Below are 14,191 nucleotides of genomic sequence, written 5' to 3'. Positions count from 1 at the left end.
CATGCAGTATTTTATGGCCATTGATGCAGGCACAGGCAGCGGACGCGCGGTGCTTTTTGACGAAACGGGCGCGGAAATCGGCGCCTCGGGGCAGGAATGGTGGCATGCCAGCGACCCGCGCTATCCCGGATCGATGGATTTTGACACGGCCGGAAACTGGGCGGCCTTGGCCCGCTGCTGCCGCGAGGTGATTGCAACGACCAGCGTTGATCCCAAAGACATCAAGGCGGTGAGCGCGACTGCCATGCGCGAGGCCTTCGTGCTCCATGACGAAAGCGGTGCGGAAATCTGGGCCTGTGCCAATGTGGACGCGCGCGCGGATGCAGAGGTGCGCGCCCTCAAGGCGGGCCACCCCGGGCTGGAGGAGGATATCTACGCCAGATCCGGCCAGACCTATGCCCTTGGCGCCCTGCCCCGCCTGATCTGGCTGCGCACGCACATGCCAGAGGTGCTGGACCGTGCACGCGCGTTGACGATGCTGTCGGACTGGGTGCTTTATCGCCTCTCTGGCGAACTGACCTCCGAGCCATCCAACGCGGGCACCACCGGTCTGATCGGCCTGAAGGATCGCAAACCCCTGTCAGATGCGCTTGAAACCGTCGGCCTGCCCATGGATCTCTTTCCCCGCTCGGTCCACACCGGCGAGCCGATCGGCCATGTCCACGACGCGGCAGCCGAGGCGACAGGCCTTGCGCCAGGCACGCTTGTCGTCGCGGGCGGCGGCGATTGCCAGACCGGCGCGCTTGGCCTTGGGGTCGTGCAGGACGGGGACTGTGCCGTTCTGGGCGGCACCTTCTGGCAACAGGTGGTCAATGTGCCGCTGACGCTCACCGATCCCACGATGAATCTGCGGATCAATCCGCATGTTGTACCAGACCTAAATCAGGCCGAAGCCATCAGCTTTTTCACCGGTGCGGTGATGCGCTGGTTCCGGGACGCTTTCGGCCAAGGCAAAGGCTATACCGAGCTTGAGGCCGCATCAAAAGACGTGCCGCCGGGGGCCCATGGCATCATACCGATCTTTTCCGATGTGATGCGCTATGGTGAATGGTTCCACGCCGCGCCATCGCTTCTCAACCTCTCGATTGACCCCACGGCCTCTGGCCCTGCCGCGATCTTTCGCGCGCTGCAGGAAAACGCCGCCATCGTGGCGCATCGCAACCTCCAGGCCGTGTTTGACCTGACGGGCAAGCGACCGGATCGGATCGTCTTTGCCGGTGGCGCATCCAGGTCACCGCATTGGGCGCAGATCCTTGCCGATGTGACCGGACTCACTGTCGCCACGCCCCGTGTCAAGGAAGCCACCGCACAAGGCTGTGCTGCAGCAGCGGCGACAGGCGCAGGTCTGTTCGCAACCCTGCAAGAAGCCGGCGCTGCATGGTCTGCGATTGAGAGAGAATTCACGCCAAACACCGCGCTGAAGGATATGTACGACGACGCCGGTGACCGATGGGCAAAGGCATATGCCCTGCAACGCGCACTGGTCGCCTCCGGCGTCACCACCTCCATGTGGCAGGCCCCTGGCACACAGCTCTGACACTCTTTGACCTCTTCCCTCGAAAGGATACGCTCATGCTCATTCAACTCGTGAACATTCAGGTTCAGGACGGCACGCGGGACACATTCCTCGAAGCCTTCACTATCAACTGCGAAGGCACCCGCAAGGAGCCCGGAAATATCCGGTTTGACCTGCTCCATGACCCCGAGAACAATAACAACTTTTTCGTCTATGAAATCTTTGAAAGCGATGCGGCGCTGGATGAGCACCGCAAGACAGAGCATTATCAGACCTGCGTCAGGATGATCGACCCAATCACAATTGGCGGGCGGACCAAAACCTATTTCAGCCCAGTTCTGGTACAAGGTTCGTAGCCGCTCAACTTGAAGCCGCTGCATTTGCCACACCTAAATTCCGGCCAATTCCCCCAAAGGGATAGGATGCTATGTCGTTCAAATTACGCCGGTGCAGCTACCCCAGGGTATCCACGACGGGCTGAGAGATTACGGAAAGTGGTTGCAGCGTCACAGCGGATGATCTGGGCTCCCGTCTTGATCGCGCGCGCTCGAACGGGTCCTTCGCTGCATCAAGCGCCAACAACTCCGTCCGGACAATAGCCCTGTTTAGCCAAGTCGCGGATAAGGTTGTGGATCTCGGATTTAGACCCAACATCGATGCCGCGCGTGGGTTCGTCCACGATCAGAACCTTGGGCTGCATCGACAGCCATTTGCCGATCACGATCTTCTGTTGGTTGCCGCCCGAAAGGTTGCCGACCTTCTGCCGCCAGCCCGGGGCCTTGATCGACAGCTTGTCGCGGTACTGGTCGAAAATGGCGATCTCGGCCCCGTCAGATACAAACGGCCCGGCGGTCAGATCGCCCACCTGCGGGAGGGTCATATTGTCCTTGCAGTTCATGCCCAACACGAGGCCCTGTTCCTTGCGGCTTTCAGCGGCCGCTCAGGTGGTCTGCCCCCGATGACGGGGCCGGTCCTACGACTGATCTCGGCATCTCTCCTGATGGGGGCCGCGAGCACGGCCCTCTGGTCCTTCGGCGGCCAGCTCGTCGCGAACCAGCTGGACTGGGGAACAACCGGAACTGGCCTTCTCTGGACTTGTATCGGTGTCGGTGGGCTTGTTGGAGCCTTGGCAGGAACACTCGTCGGAAAGTTTGTTCTCGACCGCGTTCACTGGGCCTTTTTAGGCTTGATGGCGGCCAGCATCCTGTCGGTCGGCCTCGGACTTGGCCCCGTCCCCACGCTGGTTGGCGGTACCGTTTTCGGCGCGGCCTACGTGATGCTGACGGGGGTCTACCTTATCTGGGGCTGGCACTCATCAGAAATTCCAACCTGATAAGTCAACGACACTGATCCAGATCAAATCAACCGACACCGGTTCATGACATTGGAAGTCAAAGGCAGGGTACCAATTTTTTCTGTCGTTCATTCAATGATGGAAGAGGCCAGGATGAAGGGTGATCTCGCTGCAACCGACAAGGGAAAATATTGCGGTATGGCCGTACTTTCCATTTGCGAAGCGCTGATGCTGGCAATCAATGATCAAAGCAATAAAACTTGAGTCGACCTTCGTTTTACTCGACCAAGGACACGGTCAACAGGTGTTCCGCATTTGCGGGTTTCGGCCAAGCTTTCACGGGGGATCTCCAAGTGCCGAACCACGACAGCAAGTCCAAAGATCAGAAGTCTGCCGAAGGCAAAGTCGAGGGCTTTCAGGACGACCTCGGGCCGTTTGTCGTCGCAGCCGAGACGACGCGGATGGCGATGGTGTTCGCGGATGCCTGCGAAACGGATCATCCGATCATCTTTGCCAACGACGCCTTTCTCGAGTTGACCGGTTATATCCGCGAGGATGTTCTAGGCCAGAGCTTCAACTTCTTCATGGCCCATGTTGACGATGAAGAGGCGCTGGCGCTCATCCGCGAGGCGTTCGAAGGGCTGTCTGAGGTCGATTTCGAAATCCACTACCGCCGCAAGGACGGCAGCAAGTTCTGGGCGACCCTCTTCGTCAGTCCGGTCAGGAACGATGATGGCGACATAATCCAGTACTTCGCGTCCTTCGTCGATCTGACCTCTTACAAGAACGAACAGGCCCATTCCCGGATGCTTATCGATGAGCTGAGCCACCGCGTGAAGAACACCCTGGCGACCGTTCAATCGATCGTGTCGCAGGCGGCGCGGGCGAACGCCGACCCGAAGGAGATGCGGAAAGCCGTGGAAAGCCGCCTGTTTGCCCTCTCCCGGTCACACGATCTTCTGAGCCGCGAGAAATGGCACAGCGCCGGTCTTTTGGATGTGCTCCGCGACGCGTTGGAGCCGTTTGGCGGGCTTGACGAACGGTCTGGACGCGTCGCGATCAGCGGCGAGAACATCCGGTTCGCACCAAAAGCGGCGCTGGCACTTGGCATCGCTTTTAACGAGTTGGCAACCAATGCCATCAAGTACGGGGCCTTCTCCAACGAGTATGGATCGATCCGGATCGAGTGGTCGGTCGAGTCATCACCAACGGGTCGGCGGCTGGTTTTGATCTGGACGGAAAAGGAAGGACCGGTTGTGACATCGCCGTTGCGCAAAGGGTTCGGCTCGCATGTGCTGGAACGAGGCCTTGCGCATGAGTTGGATGGTACGGTGCAACTCGATTATCGTACTGAAGGGGTGGTCTGCACGATGAAAATACCCGCCCCCGTGTCCGACCATGAGTGAATTGCTGTCCGGTCGCCGCATCCTCGTCGTCGAGGACGAGATGCTGATCTTGATGATGGTCGAGGGTATCCTGGAAGACCTCGGATGCCGGTCAGTGACCAGCGCCGCCACGGTCAAAAAGGCAGTTTCTCTCATCGAATCTGAATTTTTCGACGCAGCGACGCTGGACATGAACCTGGGTGGAGACGACAGCAGCAGCGTAGCCGACGCTCTGTTGAAAAGCGGCGTCCCCTTCATCTTCTGCACCGGAAATGACAGACCTGAGATGAGGGAGGGCTTTCGTGACCACATCGTACTTAACAAGCCGTTCAGAGACGCTGATCTGACCACCGCGCTCACACAGCTTCTCACATAGAGGGCGGAGCTTTGGTCTTTTTTGGTCGTTTCTGCGTGTCCTGATGAGTAAGAATTAAAACCTCGATGTGACAGAAGTTCTCGGAAAAATCTTTTACGTCTTTGGCAGGCTTAATTGAACCTGAGCGCCATCAGACATTCGCCGCTATAATAGTCAGGTAACCGGAGCTGTTCAGGCAATCGGCGATATCGCCAACTTCACAGGGTAGTTCCTTTTCGAGCATCACCTTGCCTTTGGCATCGACGACACAGATGGCACATGAGCGAAGTTACACATCCAAACCGGCAAAATATTCCATCATTCATCTCCCTTGTTCACAGTCTGACTGTGATTTTAACAGGAGCTCGACCTCTGAATAGGGGCAGCCCAATTACGCATGCTGTGGGCCGTTCGCGACAGGCTGGATTTTCTGCACTCGCAGAATGCTGCGGGACGGCATTCGGTAAAGAGGGCTCGGACCGGACCTTCGCTGTGCCCTGCACCAGGGTCCGGTGAGCGGACCTTTCTGCCGTTCGCTGCCATTGCAAAAATTTGGATGGCGCTGGCGCAGCGAACGCCATGTTCGGCGGGAACCCTGCGCCACCAAAAGCAACATGGTCCGCACCAGAGACGGTAGATCGTGGATTACATCGGCCTAGCGGCGATCGTCCTTCATCCGCGCCGCCATCCACGGCACGATACCGGTGGCGTCAAGCACCTCCCGAAGCAGCACTGCGCCGGGGTCGCCGGTCAACATTTCCGCCCGCGTTTTGATCGTCAGAGAGCGGTTGAATCTGGTCGCGACCGGTCGTAACGTTTCACCCATGCGTTCGTCCGTGGCTGCTGCGGATTTTGTCTCAACAGCCTGATTCTACGCCGCTTTCAGGCGCACGCAACCTTGACGAAATGATTTGGATGAATAAGCCGGGTTAAAGCTCGACACCGACGTCCAGCTTCAGCCAATCTCGGTCCAGTGAACTTGTCACGTATACGGAGCGAGAGACACCATTGAATAGGGAAGATCACAGTAGCTCCCCAGACCCTCGAACCAGACGCAGCAACGAGATCCGTAGTCAGCTTATTCCGTTGAAAAACTCATCTCCCCCCCGACCGAGCCGTTTCACCAGAATAACGTACCGCAAAAGCGCTCTTTTGAAAACTGTGTTTGGCAAGTGACCAATAGCAAAAACAGCGTCCCAATTTTCCGAGGAGATTTTGCGTAGCGGAGTTTTTACGCTGCGCTGCCGCGCTCGGGAGCTACCGTTCGCAGCAAGTGCATCATCCAATCACAGACAACCAGCAGCACTGCGGACTTTGCAGGTACAGTCAACCATGTCGCCAATCGCCGCTTTCAGCCGCCTAGCTGAGTGCGCATAGCTTGATAGATAACTGCTGTAGCTACATTTGCCAGATTGAGCGATCGAACGCGTGAATCGAGCATGGGCAAACTGAATGTCTGATCTTCCATCCCATTGAGTATCGCCAATGGCAAGCCTTTTGATTCACAACCGAATACCAAATAAGCATCCGGTTGATAGTCAGCATCGTAAAGAGTTTGTTCGCCGTGTTCTTCGAAGAAGAATAGGCTTTCGGGGCGTGGCTTGCGATCATCCAGAAAGTGTTTCCAACTGTCATATTCGCTGAGGTGAACATACTTCCAGTAGTCCGTTCCGGCCCTCCGCACGGCTTTCTCAGTAAGGGAAAACCCGTAAGGTTTAATCAAAATCAGCTCGAGGTTCAACGCAACGCAGGTCCGGCCAATAGCGCCCGTATTGTACGGAATTTCGGGTGTGACCAACACAAGTTTCATGCACGGCTCAGACATAGGATGTGTGGACTTTCTCATTTTGTGACGCCGCATTCGCAATGCACCGCATAATCTTTCTCGTAAATAGAGTTCGGAAAACTACCGATTTTCAAGAAATTGGTGAGCCTGAAGAAGTGTCGCGGCGAGCCCATCAAAAAAGCCCGGCACACCAATATCTATAAGGCCTGAAGGCGCGTTTTCATCTTGTGACGTGGTGCTTTCGGCAGGCTTCACATGAAAAAGTGTGGTCGGAGTTTTGAGCAATTCCCGGTAGCTCGCGCCTTTTCCGTGTTTGAGCACGTTGATTGCCAGATAACATTTTTGAATTCCATCGACGAGATCAGTGTGCCCAGTTTCTAAAAGAGCTGATCTTAGTTTTCGCGAAAACGGACCCCGTTTAAAGTGGTTTTGCATGCGCACCTCGAAAAGAGTGAAGATATCAACCGCAACCAATTCAAGCTCGACATTCGCCGCGTGAAGCTCTTCAACCTGAGATTCGGATCCTGGCTGCCCTTCCAAATGTTCCCGAATTTTGGAAATTCTATCTTTGGACCTCTTTGCCTTGGCCTTGGCGGCCCCAATCAGTGTCGGTACATCCTGTAACGTAGTCATCGTTCATTCTCCGTAGCGTCCCACCCTCCCTTAAGCTAAGCGGCGAGGAATGATAGGGGCCGGAGCGATACATCGTGAAGTCGCATAAAAACCATTCACGGGTGTAGATGCTCAAAATCGGCCAAGCGCCGCCCTACAGAATAATGGCACAAAAGGCCCGGAGCCGCCGACGGCAGCCAGCCCTTTCACGACATTATGCCAGGCGCAGCAACCGCTCTGCTGCAGGCGCGACATCCCGAGGCCAGCTTCCCGGAAGCGGACGCACAGAACGCGGCTTACGGGCACGATGTTGCTGCAGAGCGTTCGACCGGCAGCAAAGCGAAGGCTGCCGTCGGCTGCATCCAACCCTGAGGCGGTGGTGGGCCGATGACTTCGTGCAGCGCCGCCGCAAGGCGGCACTGAGACCTTTCTGTCAGCTTTGCCGCGCAGTTAATGACGGCGATGGCGTTTTGCTGACGCTGTTCGGCTAGTATTCCACGCGATTTGGCGGGAAACGACGCATATACCACAGCGCAGCGACCACTGAGGTCCCGGCGATCACGAATGTAAGCTGCATGCCATGGGCTATCGAACCCGACGTCGCGTTTTCGATGTGGTCGGCTCCGGCACCAAAGGAAAATACCTTGCCCATCACGGACGCCCCGAAGATGAGACCGAGGTTGCGCGATAGGCCAAGCAGACCTGACACCGCTCCACGCTGATCTTCTGGGACATCTGCCATGACCAATGTGTTGTTGGCTGACTGGAACAACTGGTAGCCCGGCGTCAAAATCACGATGGCTGTGATGTAACCGCCGACCCCGAACATCACAGGCAGTGCAGACAGGGCAAAAGAACCGGCGGCCAGCGCGAGAAGTCCGATCAAAAGAATGCGCGGGGAACCCCACGTATCCACGACCCGCCCCGACGGCACCCCGGTGCAAATAGAAATCGCGGGTCCAATCGACATGACCAGACCGACCATTGCGGGGGGAAGACCAAGGGCGAAGCCCAGATAGAACGGGCCCAGCAGCAACGTTGCCATCATCATGTTCGCCGCGAGAAAATTTGCGGTTAAGTGGGGGATGATGTCGTTTGCACGCAGCGCGAAAGGTCCGATCCGTGGTGATTTTACGCTCGGCGGACCTGCGGGCAAAGAACTGTGTGCTAGGCCAGCCGCCAACAGGCTGATTGGTGCGAGAACAAGGAAGACCGAGGGCCACCCAAACTGTCCGATCAACAAGCCACCGAGCGATGGGCCAAGCGCTGTTCCGACCGCAGACATGGTTCCGAGCAGCCCCATGGTGCGCCCAACCCGTGCGCCACCAACCGTTTCGCGTACCAGCGCTATGGTCAACGTCATCAGAAAGGCTGCGCCAACGCCTTGAAGAGCCCGTGCTGCGATCAGCATCCAGAGGCTGGACGCCAGGCCACAGAGCGCGGATGTCAGCGAAAACAAGACAAGCCCCAGCACAAGCATCCGTTGCCGTCCGAACTGATCACCAAGTCTGCCGGCAAGCACAACGAAGAGTGTGAGGGCCGCGAGATAAGAGATCACGACCCACTGCACCCGATGGAATGGCGCATCGAAGGACAGTGCGAGGGTTGGCAAAGCTATATTGGCAATGCTGGTTCCCAGCGAAGCCAGTAGCATGGAGAGAGACAGGCATAGCAATGCGCCAATTCTTGCGGTCCTTGGCTGCGGTGATTTCTTGTACGTCAATTTTGGCCTCCACTTGTCAGAATCGCTGTGCGCCGTCACTCTACGAATTCAAGTCAACTTGAGGTCAAGCATGAAGATACTCGATATTGGCGAGGTGTCGCAGAAAGCCAAAATTCCGGCTTCGACGCTGCGCTATTATGAGGAAATCGGACTGATCTCCTCGATCGGTCGCCACGGACTTCGAAGACAATTCGCACCGGACGTCTTGCTGCAACTTGCTTTGATCTCGATGGGTAAGTCGGCGGGGTTCTCGCTCAAGGAAATTTCGGGGATGTTCGGTAGAGATGGGAAACCGGATCTGCCCCGCGAGGAGTTGCAGGACCGCGCAGATGATCTGGACCGGCAGATTCGAGAGTTGAGCGCACTTCGAGATACATTGCGGCATGTTGCTGACTGTCCGGCCCCGTCGCACTTGGAATGCCCAACGTTCAGGCGTCTTGTCGGCATTATGGGTAAGCGCGGAGCGAAGAAGGCCGATTTACGCGTGCTGAATGTAACCTAGATGCGAACAATGGTGACAATTTTGGCATGGCAGGGGCTGCGGATCGGCTGAGGCCGGTGCAGATGCTGTTGCCCCGCAAGGCTGCTTGAGCCCATATTGCGTGATGCTGCCATCTGCATAAATGTCAGCTTTCCCAAAGCGGAAGGGTGTGGTGCTCAAAAATGAGAGTTTTTGAAATGCCCTGCATAGCATTTTTACGAGTTTGAAATTGATCACGCATTTCGGATCAACCGCTCGGCATATCTATAATGAGATGCGGCGTGCCATCTGACGTCTGGCGCGGGGAATGACCGTCAGGGCCGACTACACCTCTGATATGGTGCCTCAAGTTCGAGAAACTCTCAAACTTCACCGTGTCCACAGGTTCATCCAGCTGAATCGAGATTTGCGTGTTCGCGCCTGCCTTCGCAAGGGCTACGATCCGCCCCGAAAAGGGCTGGCTCATGTAGTACCCTCTCACCGGAGCGTTCAGTGTGAAAGGCTTCGGCTCTGCGCGTGACAGCTTGCCTCATCCGCGATAGCAGACATTCGCCGAGATGCAGCATGTGGTAAAGTGGGCTCACTGCCGACCTTCGCTGCAGATGCACCCCGAAAAATATTGCGCGGCGGCCCCGAGCGGCCGCTTTGTTCGGCTTCCCGGCCTTATGTAGCAAACGCACCAAAGGTGCGGTCAATGGTTAGATTGATCCTTCCGGTAGCTCTATGTGGATTTGTTGCCATTTTCGGAGGCCGCGATGCTGAAGCCCGCATCAATCGTTTCTCTATCGCGGTGCCAAGTATATTCAGTTCGATGAAGCCCTCCGAACACGTCTTTATACTCAACCCACCCTCTAGCGAACAAAACTGCATATCCTTTAGCGATCAAATCTTTGGAATTTTGGTTACACATACCGACCGGAGTATGCGATTTTGCATGAAGAAAATTCCCCGCAGGTATATCGTTTTTAGCGCTTCCTGCTTGAGCCTTGACAGGTGGAAGCGGAATGCTATTCGCTCTTATGATGGTTGGGGGAAATGTTGCCGCAAAGGCAACCTGCAATTCGTTGTGCACCTCCCAAGCGGGGCTTTGCCCAGTATTCTTCAGGGTAACACGAGCCTCATATCTTCCTTGTGCATCGGGGCTCTCGGAAATGGATATTTCATCAACAGAAACGTAAGCTCTGACCTGCGCCTCGCCTATCTCGCGGGCGACCAGAGCGCCCCTTTCGGCAGCGGTAGTAGTCGCTCGCGCCTCATCGACCATATCATGAGCCGCGTCAGCAGCACGTTTAGTGTGAAACAGCGTTCGTATGATTGCAAAAAGCGCAACGAAGGTAAGGGCGACCGTCGCAGCAGTTGCGTAGAACATCAACTCCGCCCACCACGCCATGCCCTCTTGGGCATTAAGATCGCGGGAGGCCTGCTCTCTGGCGCGCTCCTGCTCTATCTTGTCTTCTTCGGCTATCAGGTCGCGGATCGCGGCCTCTATGCGGTCGAGCGCGGACGTAAGCTCTATGGTCTTGTACTGATTTTCTTGGCCACCGTCACCGGCATTGGTAGCGCTCTCGCTTTGCCCTGGCTGATCTTTGGGAGTGGGTTGTTCCTGAGCCGCCCCTAGGCAGGCGATCAATCCAAATGCAATTGCGATGATCCAACGGCTGATAGACATTGCAACATAAACGCCGCTGAAAACTTCCCTCGGGATAGCTTGTTGGCAACGTTCACCTCTTTCTCACTGATTCCAATGCCCGCCAGCCTTTCAACAAGCTGCGCGTAAGTCACGCCCTTTCGCTTCAACTCTGCTTTGAGCAGGTTTGCAGCCTGCTTTTCCCATTCTGTCTGTGTAGGCATATCGCCTCCGTTAAAAAGTTATCTTATTTAGTATGTAACCTATTGCAGGCAGTATGTCAGCATACTATATTCGATATGTAATCATCGGATACGGTATAAAATGGCACAGCACTTCCTTCTCTCAGCAGCATCCCGCACCCTCAGCCTTCGCGCGATCTACAAGGCTGGCGAAGACGCTGCTTACAAAGTGTTCTGCGAGATGCGCTGGCCCAAGACGGACGGCGAAGCGATCTGCCCGCGCTGCGGCTGCTTCGAAACCTACAAGATCACCACCCGCCGCAAGTTCAAGTGCAAGGCATGTGCGCATCAGTTCAGCGTCACCAGCGGTACAATCTTTGCCAGCCGCAAGATGGACTTTGTGGATCTGCTGGCGGCAATCTGCATCATCGTAAACGCATCCAAGGGCGTGTCCATGGTGCAGCTTTCCCGCGATCTGGACTGCCAGTACAAGACCGCATTTGTCCTCTCCCACAAACTGCGCGAAGCGATGACGCAGGAAATTCAGACCGGCGTTGCGCTGGAGGGTCACGTTGAAATCGATGGTGCCTATTTTGGCGGTCATGTTCGCCCCGAGAATGCCAAGGCAGACCGCAAAGACCGCCGCTTGAAAGAGAACCAGACCGGCAAACGCCGCGTTGTGATCGTCATGCGTGAGCGTGAAGGCCGCACCCTGCCCACCGTGACCATGACAGAAGGTGAAGGCGTTGCGCTGGCACAAGAGATCGTCAGCCGCACAGCCACCATGTCAGCAGATGAGGCAAGCCATTGGGATGCGCTTCATGCGGGCTGGAACGTTGACCGCGTGAACCACTCGGAAATCTACAGCGACCATGGCAAGCACACCAACATGGCGGAAAGCTACTTTTCCCGCCTGCGCCGCATGGTTGACGGTCAGCACCACCACGTTTCGCCGCAGTACCTGCACCAGTACGCGAACCATGCGGCATGGCTTGAGGATAACCGCCGTACCGACAACGGCACACTGACGCATATCATGGTTAGCAACGCCATGGGCGCACCGGTCAGCCGCAACTGGAAGGGCTACTGGCAGCGGGCGGCATAAGAAAAGGGGGCCGAAGCCCCCTAATCCTTAAATCCTAACATCGGCAAATTTCTTACCAGTATTGATCTCGCTTATACGGCCAAGGTTAACGTCAAAGTCAGCGGCGATACGACTCTGCATATCTCCCCTTTTTAAACGTTCCTTGATGACTTTAGCATCTTCCGCAGTTAGTTTTTTGCTTGGTCGTCTGTTGTCATTTCGCATAGCAACTCCACAAATTTGGAGCCGTCACAGGACTTGACATGAAAGATAACATATGGACATAACGTCCGTGCAAAATGCAGTCTTTCGCCCCGTAACGGCGTTGGATTTTAGCCACGAAGCCTTGCCGGGCTTCGTGGCTTTCTACTTTTAGAATCATCCCAACGACATAGCAAGACTTATTCGCCATGAGGCGCGCCAAATAGCCCCTTACAGGCCCATCTCTGCATTTTAGCACCGAGGGTAGCCAAAGAGCTAAAAGGGCGTTATGAGCCCGTTTCAGCAGGCTGGGTCGCGCGTTCTGCAATTGTCCACAAACACCCATCCGGCCCGAAGTCCTGCACCACTTGCCCCGCCGTCTGCGCCCTCTGTAGCGCGTCACGCACCCGCTTTAACACATCGGCGTGAATATCATCGCCCCAGCCCTTCGCGGCCATGATCTGCGCCGCTATCGTTTCATCATCCGCAGGGGCCACCCGTAGCGCGTTGATGATTGTCAGCTTCAACTCATTTCGCCCGAATAGCTGCTTGTACTTGCCACGTGGTGCGATGCCCTTCGGGTCGTCCTTGTAGCCGCACAAGAGCAAAGCGCGATCTATGGCGGCAAGGTCGTCCTTGATCGCATCAGCGGCTTTGATTGCTGCCCTGTGCTGGCCTGCTATCTCAGCGCGCTTCTTGATCAGTCCGTGGATTACGATTGATTGTCCCATGCGCCGTAGAGTGATTCACAACGGGCTGGAAATCTAGTATTCCTGTTGGTGCGCTTGATACATAAGGCCGCGGCTTCCCCATTTTAGTTTGCGGGCGCAGCGAAGGTCCGTTCTCCGCCCTTCATGTAGAAATACGCATGGCGCAGCATCGGTCAGTTTGAGCCCGCCACGGGCCTTCGCTGCGGCTCGCTCGAATGTTGGCAGTGACCGACAGGGCACATTTCGAACTTGACTGTCAGGATAAGTGGCTGAGTTTGAACGTTATTTTCTTGACGCATCGCTCTATACCGCCTGCCTTGACGCCGAGCGCCTGAGAGTGTTTCAGGAAATGCAGATCACCACGCAGCGCTACGAACACTTCTTGAATGACAGCGCCAAATGGAGCCCGTCAGAATGACCGACCAGCAGCAGATCGAGATGTTTCCCACCGTTCTGCGTTTGCGGCGAACGGACCCCGAGGGGGCTGTCCGCCGGTTCTATCTTGTGACAGTCCAACCCGATCTCTTCGGAGGGGCCGCTCTTGTCGTTGAGTCTGGTCAGCTCGGTTGCCCAGGATCAACCACAACCCGGTTTTTTCCTGACGAGGGACAAGCGGTTGATGCTCTAGCAGAGGTAGTAAAACGCAAGGTGCGACTGGGTTATCTTTTGTGAGTTATACTCGGAGTCCTGCGGAAGCCGAATTTGTTTACTTGACGGCTGGGTGTGGAACGATTCAGCTATGCCTATGATCCGCGCCGGTTTTCTTTCCTCAGCAGACCGCCTCGAGCTTGAGGCTTGCGTTCGTCGCCAGCGCGAAGACCACGGTATTGCCCGCCGGGCAAATGCGATCCTGCTGCTCGACGACGGCAAATCCTGCAAAGAGATTTCGGATTTCCTGTATCTGGACGACGATACCATTCGGGGCTGGCATAAAACCTTCCTGCGGGATGGTTGGGATGCGCTTGCCTACGACAGCTGGAAGGGTGGTCAGTCCCGTATGACGCAGGCACAGGAGGTTGCGTTATGCGCTTGGCTAGAAGCCCGCTTCTGTCGCTCGACGGTCGAGATCAGGGCCCACCTCGCAGCTGAGTGCAGTCTGCACTATTCCCATTCTGGCTGCATCAAACTTCTGGCCCGACTGGGCTTTGAATACCGCAAGCCCAAGCCCCTGCCGCGCGTGGCATCGGCGGAAAAGCAGACAGCTTTCATCGCAGCCTATGAACGCTTGATGCGTG

19 protein-coding genes and 2 pseudogenes are annotated in these 14,191 nt (G+C 56.2%); 11 read left to right on the top strand and 10 right to left on the bottom strand.

Annotated features, from left to right (window positions below):
- The first annotated feature begins 1 nt into the window (after position 1).
- Positions 2 to 1,537, top strand: a complete 1,536-nt coding sequence (gene lsrK / locus P775_RS25545; protein WP_099913625.1) for an autoinducer-2 kinase — start codon at positions 2 to 4, stop codon at positions 1,535 to 1,537.
- A gap of 35 nt (positions 1,538 to 1,572) precedes the next feature.
- Positions 1,573 to 1,872, top strand: coding sequence for an antibiotic biosynthesis monooxygenase (locus tag P775_RS25540; RefSeq protein WP_099913624.1), 300 nt, complete (start codon positions 1,573 to 1,575; stop codon positions 1,870 to 1,872).
- A gap of 239 nt (positions 1,873 to 2,111) precedes the next feature.
- Here P775_RS25540 and P775_RS25535 read toward each other — a convergent pair.
- Positions 2,112 to 2,447, bottom strand: a pseudogene (locus tag P775_RS25535) (ATP-binding cassette domain-containing protein); the annotation flags it as partial.
- A gap of 27 nt (positions 2,448 to 2,474) precedes the next feature.
- On the opposite strand from P775_RS25535, the gene P775_RS25530 reads away from it, so the two are divergent.
- From P775_RS25530 to P775_RS25520, 4 genes are all read left to right on the top strand, one after another.
- Positions 2,475 to 2,849: a hypothetical protein gene (locus P775_RS25530; protein WP_245875863.1), complete on the top strand. Its 375-nt coding sequence runs from the start codon at positions 2,475 to 2,477 to the stop codon at positions 2,847 to 2,849.
- Between the two features lie 45 nt (positions 2,850 to 2,894).
- Positions 2,895 to 3,074 (top strand): hypothetical protein, encoded by a 180-nt coding sequence (locus P775_RS27790; RefSeq protein WP_143521007.1) that lies wholly within the window; start codon positions 2,895 to 2,897, stop codon positions 3,072 to 3,074.
- 89 nt (positions 3,075 to 3,163) lie between these two features.
- Positions 3,164 to 4,216, top strand: a complete 1,053-nt coding sequence (locus P775_RS25525; protein WP_099913623.1) for an HWE histidine kinase domain-containing protein — start codon at positions 3,164 to 3,166, stop codon at positions 4,214 to 4,216.
- Positions 4,209 to 4,571, top strand: coding sequence for a response regulator (locus P775_RS25520; RefSeq protein WP_099913622.1), 363 nt, complete (start codon positions 4,209 to 4,211; stop codon positions 4,569 to 4,571). Before P775_RS25525 ends, P775_RS25520 begins: the two co-directional genes overlap by 8 nt.
- Positions 4,572 to 5,205: 634 nt before the next feature.
- On the opposite strand, the gene P775_RS28305 is transcribed toward P775_RS25520, so the two are convergent.
- The 4 genes from P775_RS28305 to P775_RS25500 form a co-directional block, all read right to left on the bottom strand.
- Complete coding sequence (locus tag P775_RS28305; RefSeq protein WP_180287586.1) at positions 5,206 to 5,376, bottom strand: hypothetical protein; 171 nt, start codon at positions 5,374 to 5,376, stop codon at positions 5,206 to 5,208.
- A gap of 525 nt (positions 5,377 to 5,901) precedes the next feature.
- The gene (locus tag P775_RS25510) at positions 5,902 to 6,360 is read right to left on the bottom strand and encodes a tRNA (cytidine(34)-2'-O)-methyltransferase (protein WP_342749690.1); all 459 of its coding nucleotides are present in this window, start codon (positions 6,358 to 6,360) and stop codon (positions 5,902 to 5,904) included.
- A 96-nt stretch (positions 6,361 to 6,456) separates the two neighbouring features.
- Positions 6,457 to 6,969, bottom strand: coding sequence for a hypothetical protein (locus P775_RS25505; protein ID WP_099913620.1), 513 nt, complete (start codon positions 6,967 to 6,969; stop codon positions 6,457 to 6,459).
- A gap of 466 nt (positions 6,970 to 7,435) precedes the next feature.
- Positions 7,436 to 8,710, bottom strand: a complete 1,275-nt coding sequence (locus P775_RS25500; protein WP_218967769.1) for an MFS transporter — start codon at positions 8,708 to 8,710, stop codon at positions 7,436 to 7,438.
- Positions 8,711 to 8,741: 31 nt separating this feature from the next.
- Between P775_RS25500 and P775_RS25495 the strand changes: the two genes are divergently transcribed.
- Positions 8,742 to 9,173 (top strand): helix-turn-helix domain-containing protein, encoded by a 432-nt coding sequence (locus tag P775_RS25495; RefSeq protein ID WP_099913653.1) that lies wholly within the window; start codon positions 8,742 to 8,744, stop codon positions 9,171 to 9,173.
- 226 nt (positions 9,174 to 9,399) lie between these two features.
- Here the strand turns inward: P775_RS25495 and P775_RS30045 are convergent, their stop codons facing one another.
- The 3 genes from P775_RS30045 to P775_RS25480 all read right to left on the bottom strand — a co-directional run bounded on the left by P775_RS30045 (position 9,400) and on the right by P775_RS25480 (position 11,003).
- On the bottom strand, positions 9,400 to 9,675 hold the full coding sequence (locus P775_RS30045) for a glyoxalase superfamily protein (RefSeq protein WP_425439936.1): 276 nt from the start codon (positions 9,673 to 9,675) through the stop codon (positions 9,400 to 9,402).
- 198 nt (positions 9,676 to 9,873) lie between these two features.
- Positions 9,874 to 10,821: a hypothetical protein gene (locus P775_RS25485; protein ID WP_143521006.1), complete on the bottom strand. Its 948-nt coding sequence runs from the start codon at positions 10,819 to 10,821 to the stop codon at positions 9,874 to 9,876.
- A complete protein-coding gene (locus P775_RS25480; RefSeq protein ID WP_099913616.1) occupies positions 10,779 to 11,003 on the bottom strand; it encodes a DUF6471 domain-containing protein in 225 nt (74 codons plus the stop codon). The genes P775_RS25485 and P775_RS25480 overlap by 43 nt, the downstream gene beginning before the upstream one ends.
- A gap of 100 nt (positions 11,004 to 11,103) precedes the next feature.
- Here P775_RS25480 and P775_RS25475 point away from each other — a divergent pair, with 100 nt between their 5' ends.
- Positions 11,104 to 12,066, top strand: a complete 963-nt coding sequence (locus P775_RS25475; protein WP_099913615.1) for an IS1595 family transposase — start codon at positions 11,104 to 11,106, stop codon at positions 12,064 to 12,066.
- Between the two features lie 27 nt (positions 12,067 to 12,093).
- Here P775_RS25475 and P775_RS28300 read toward each other — a convergent pair whose 3' ends face one another.
- Together P775_RS28300 and P775_RS25470 are read right to left on the bottom strand one after the other, a co-directional pair.
- Complete coding sequence (locus tag P775_RS28300) at positions 12,094 to 12,270, bottom strand: hypothetical protein (protein ID WP_180287585.1); 177 nt, start codon at positions 12,268 to 12,270, stop codon at positions 12,094 to 12,096.
- Between the two features lie 263 nt (positions 12,271 to 12,533).
- Entirely contained in the window at positions 12,534 to 12,977 is a 444-nt protein-coding gene (locus P775_RS25470) for a hypothetical protein (RefSeq protein ID WP_099913614.1), read from the bottom strand.
- Between the two features lie 244 nt (positions 12,978 to 13,221).
- On the opposite strand from P775_RS25470, the gene P775_RS28295 reads away from it, so the two are divergent.
- The 3 genes and pseudogenes from P775_RS28295 to P775_RS29300 form a co-directional block, all read left to right on the top strand.
- Positions 13,222 to 13,374 carry a hypothetical protein gene (locus P775_RS28295; protein WP_180287584.1) on the top strand — a complete coding sequence of 51 codons (153 nt, stop codon included), beginning with the start codon at positions 13,222 to 13,224 and terminating at the stop codon, positions 13,372 to 13,374.
- Positions 13,371 to 13,628, top strand: a complete 258-nt coding sequence (locus tag P775_RS25465) for a WGR domain-containing protein (protein ID WP_099913652.1) — start codon at positions 13,371 to 13,373, stop codon at positions 13,626 to 13,628. Before P775_RS28295 ends, P775_RS25465 begins: the two co-directional genes overlap by 4 nt.
- Before the next feature lie 67 nt (positions 13,629 to 13,695).
- Positions 13,696 to 14,112 (top strand): annotated as a pseudogene (locus P775_RS29300) (helix-turn-helix domain-containing protein); the annotation flags it as partial.
- Between the last annotated feature and the right edge of the window lie 79 nt (positions 14,113 to 14,191).

Source organism: Puniceibacterium antarcticum (genome assembly GCF_002760615.1).
Lineage (GTDB): Bacteria > Pseudomonadota > Alphaproteobacteria > Rhodobacterales > Rhodobacteraceae > Puniceibacterium > Puniceibacterium antarcticum.
This window is presented reverse-complemented; position numbering and strand designations above follow the sequence as displayed.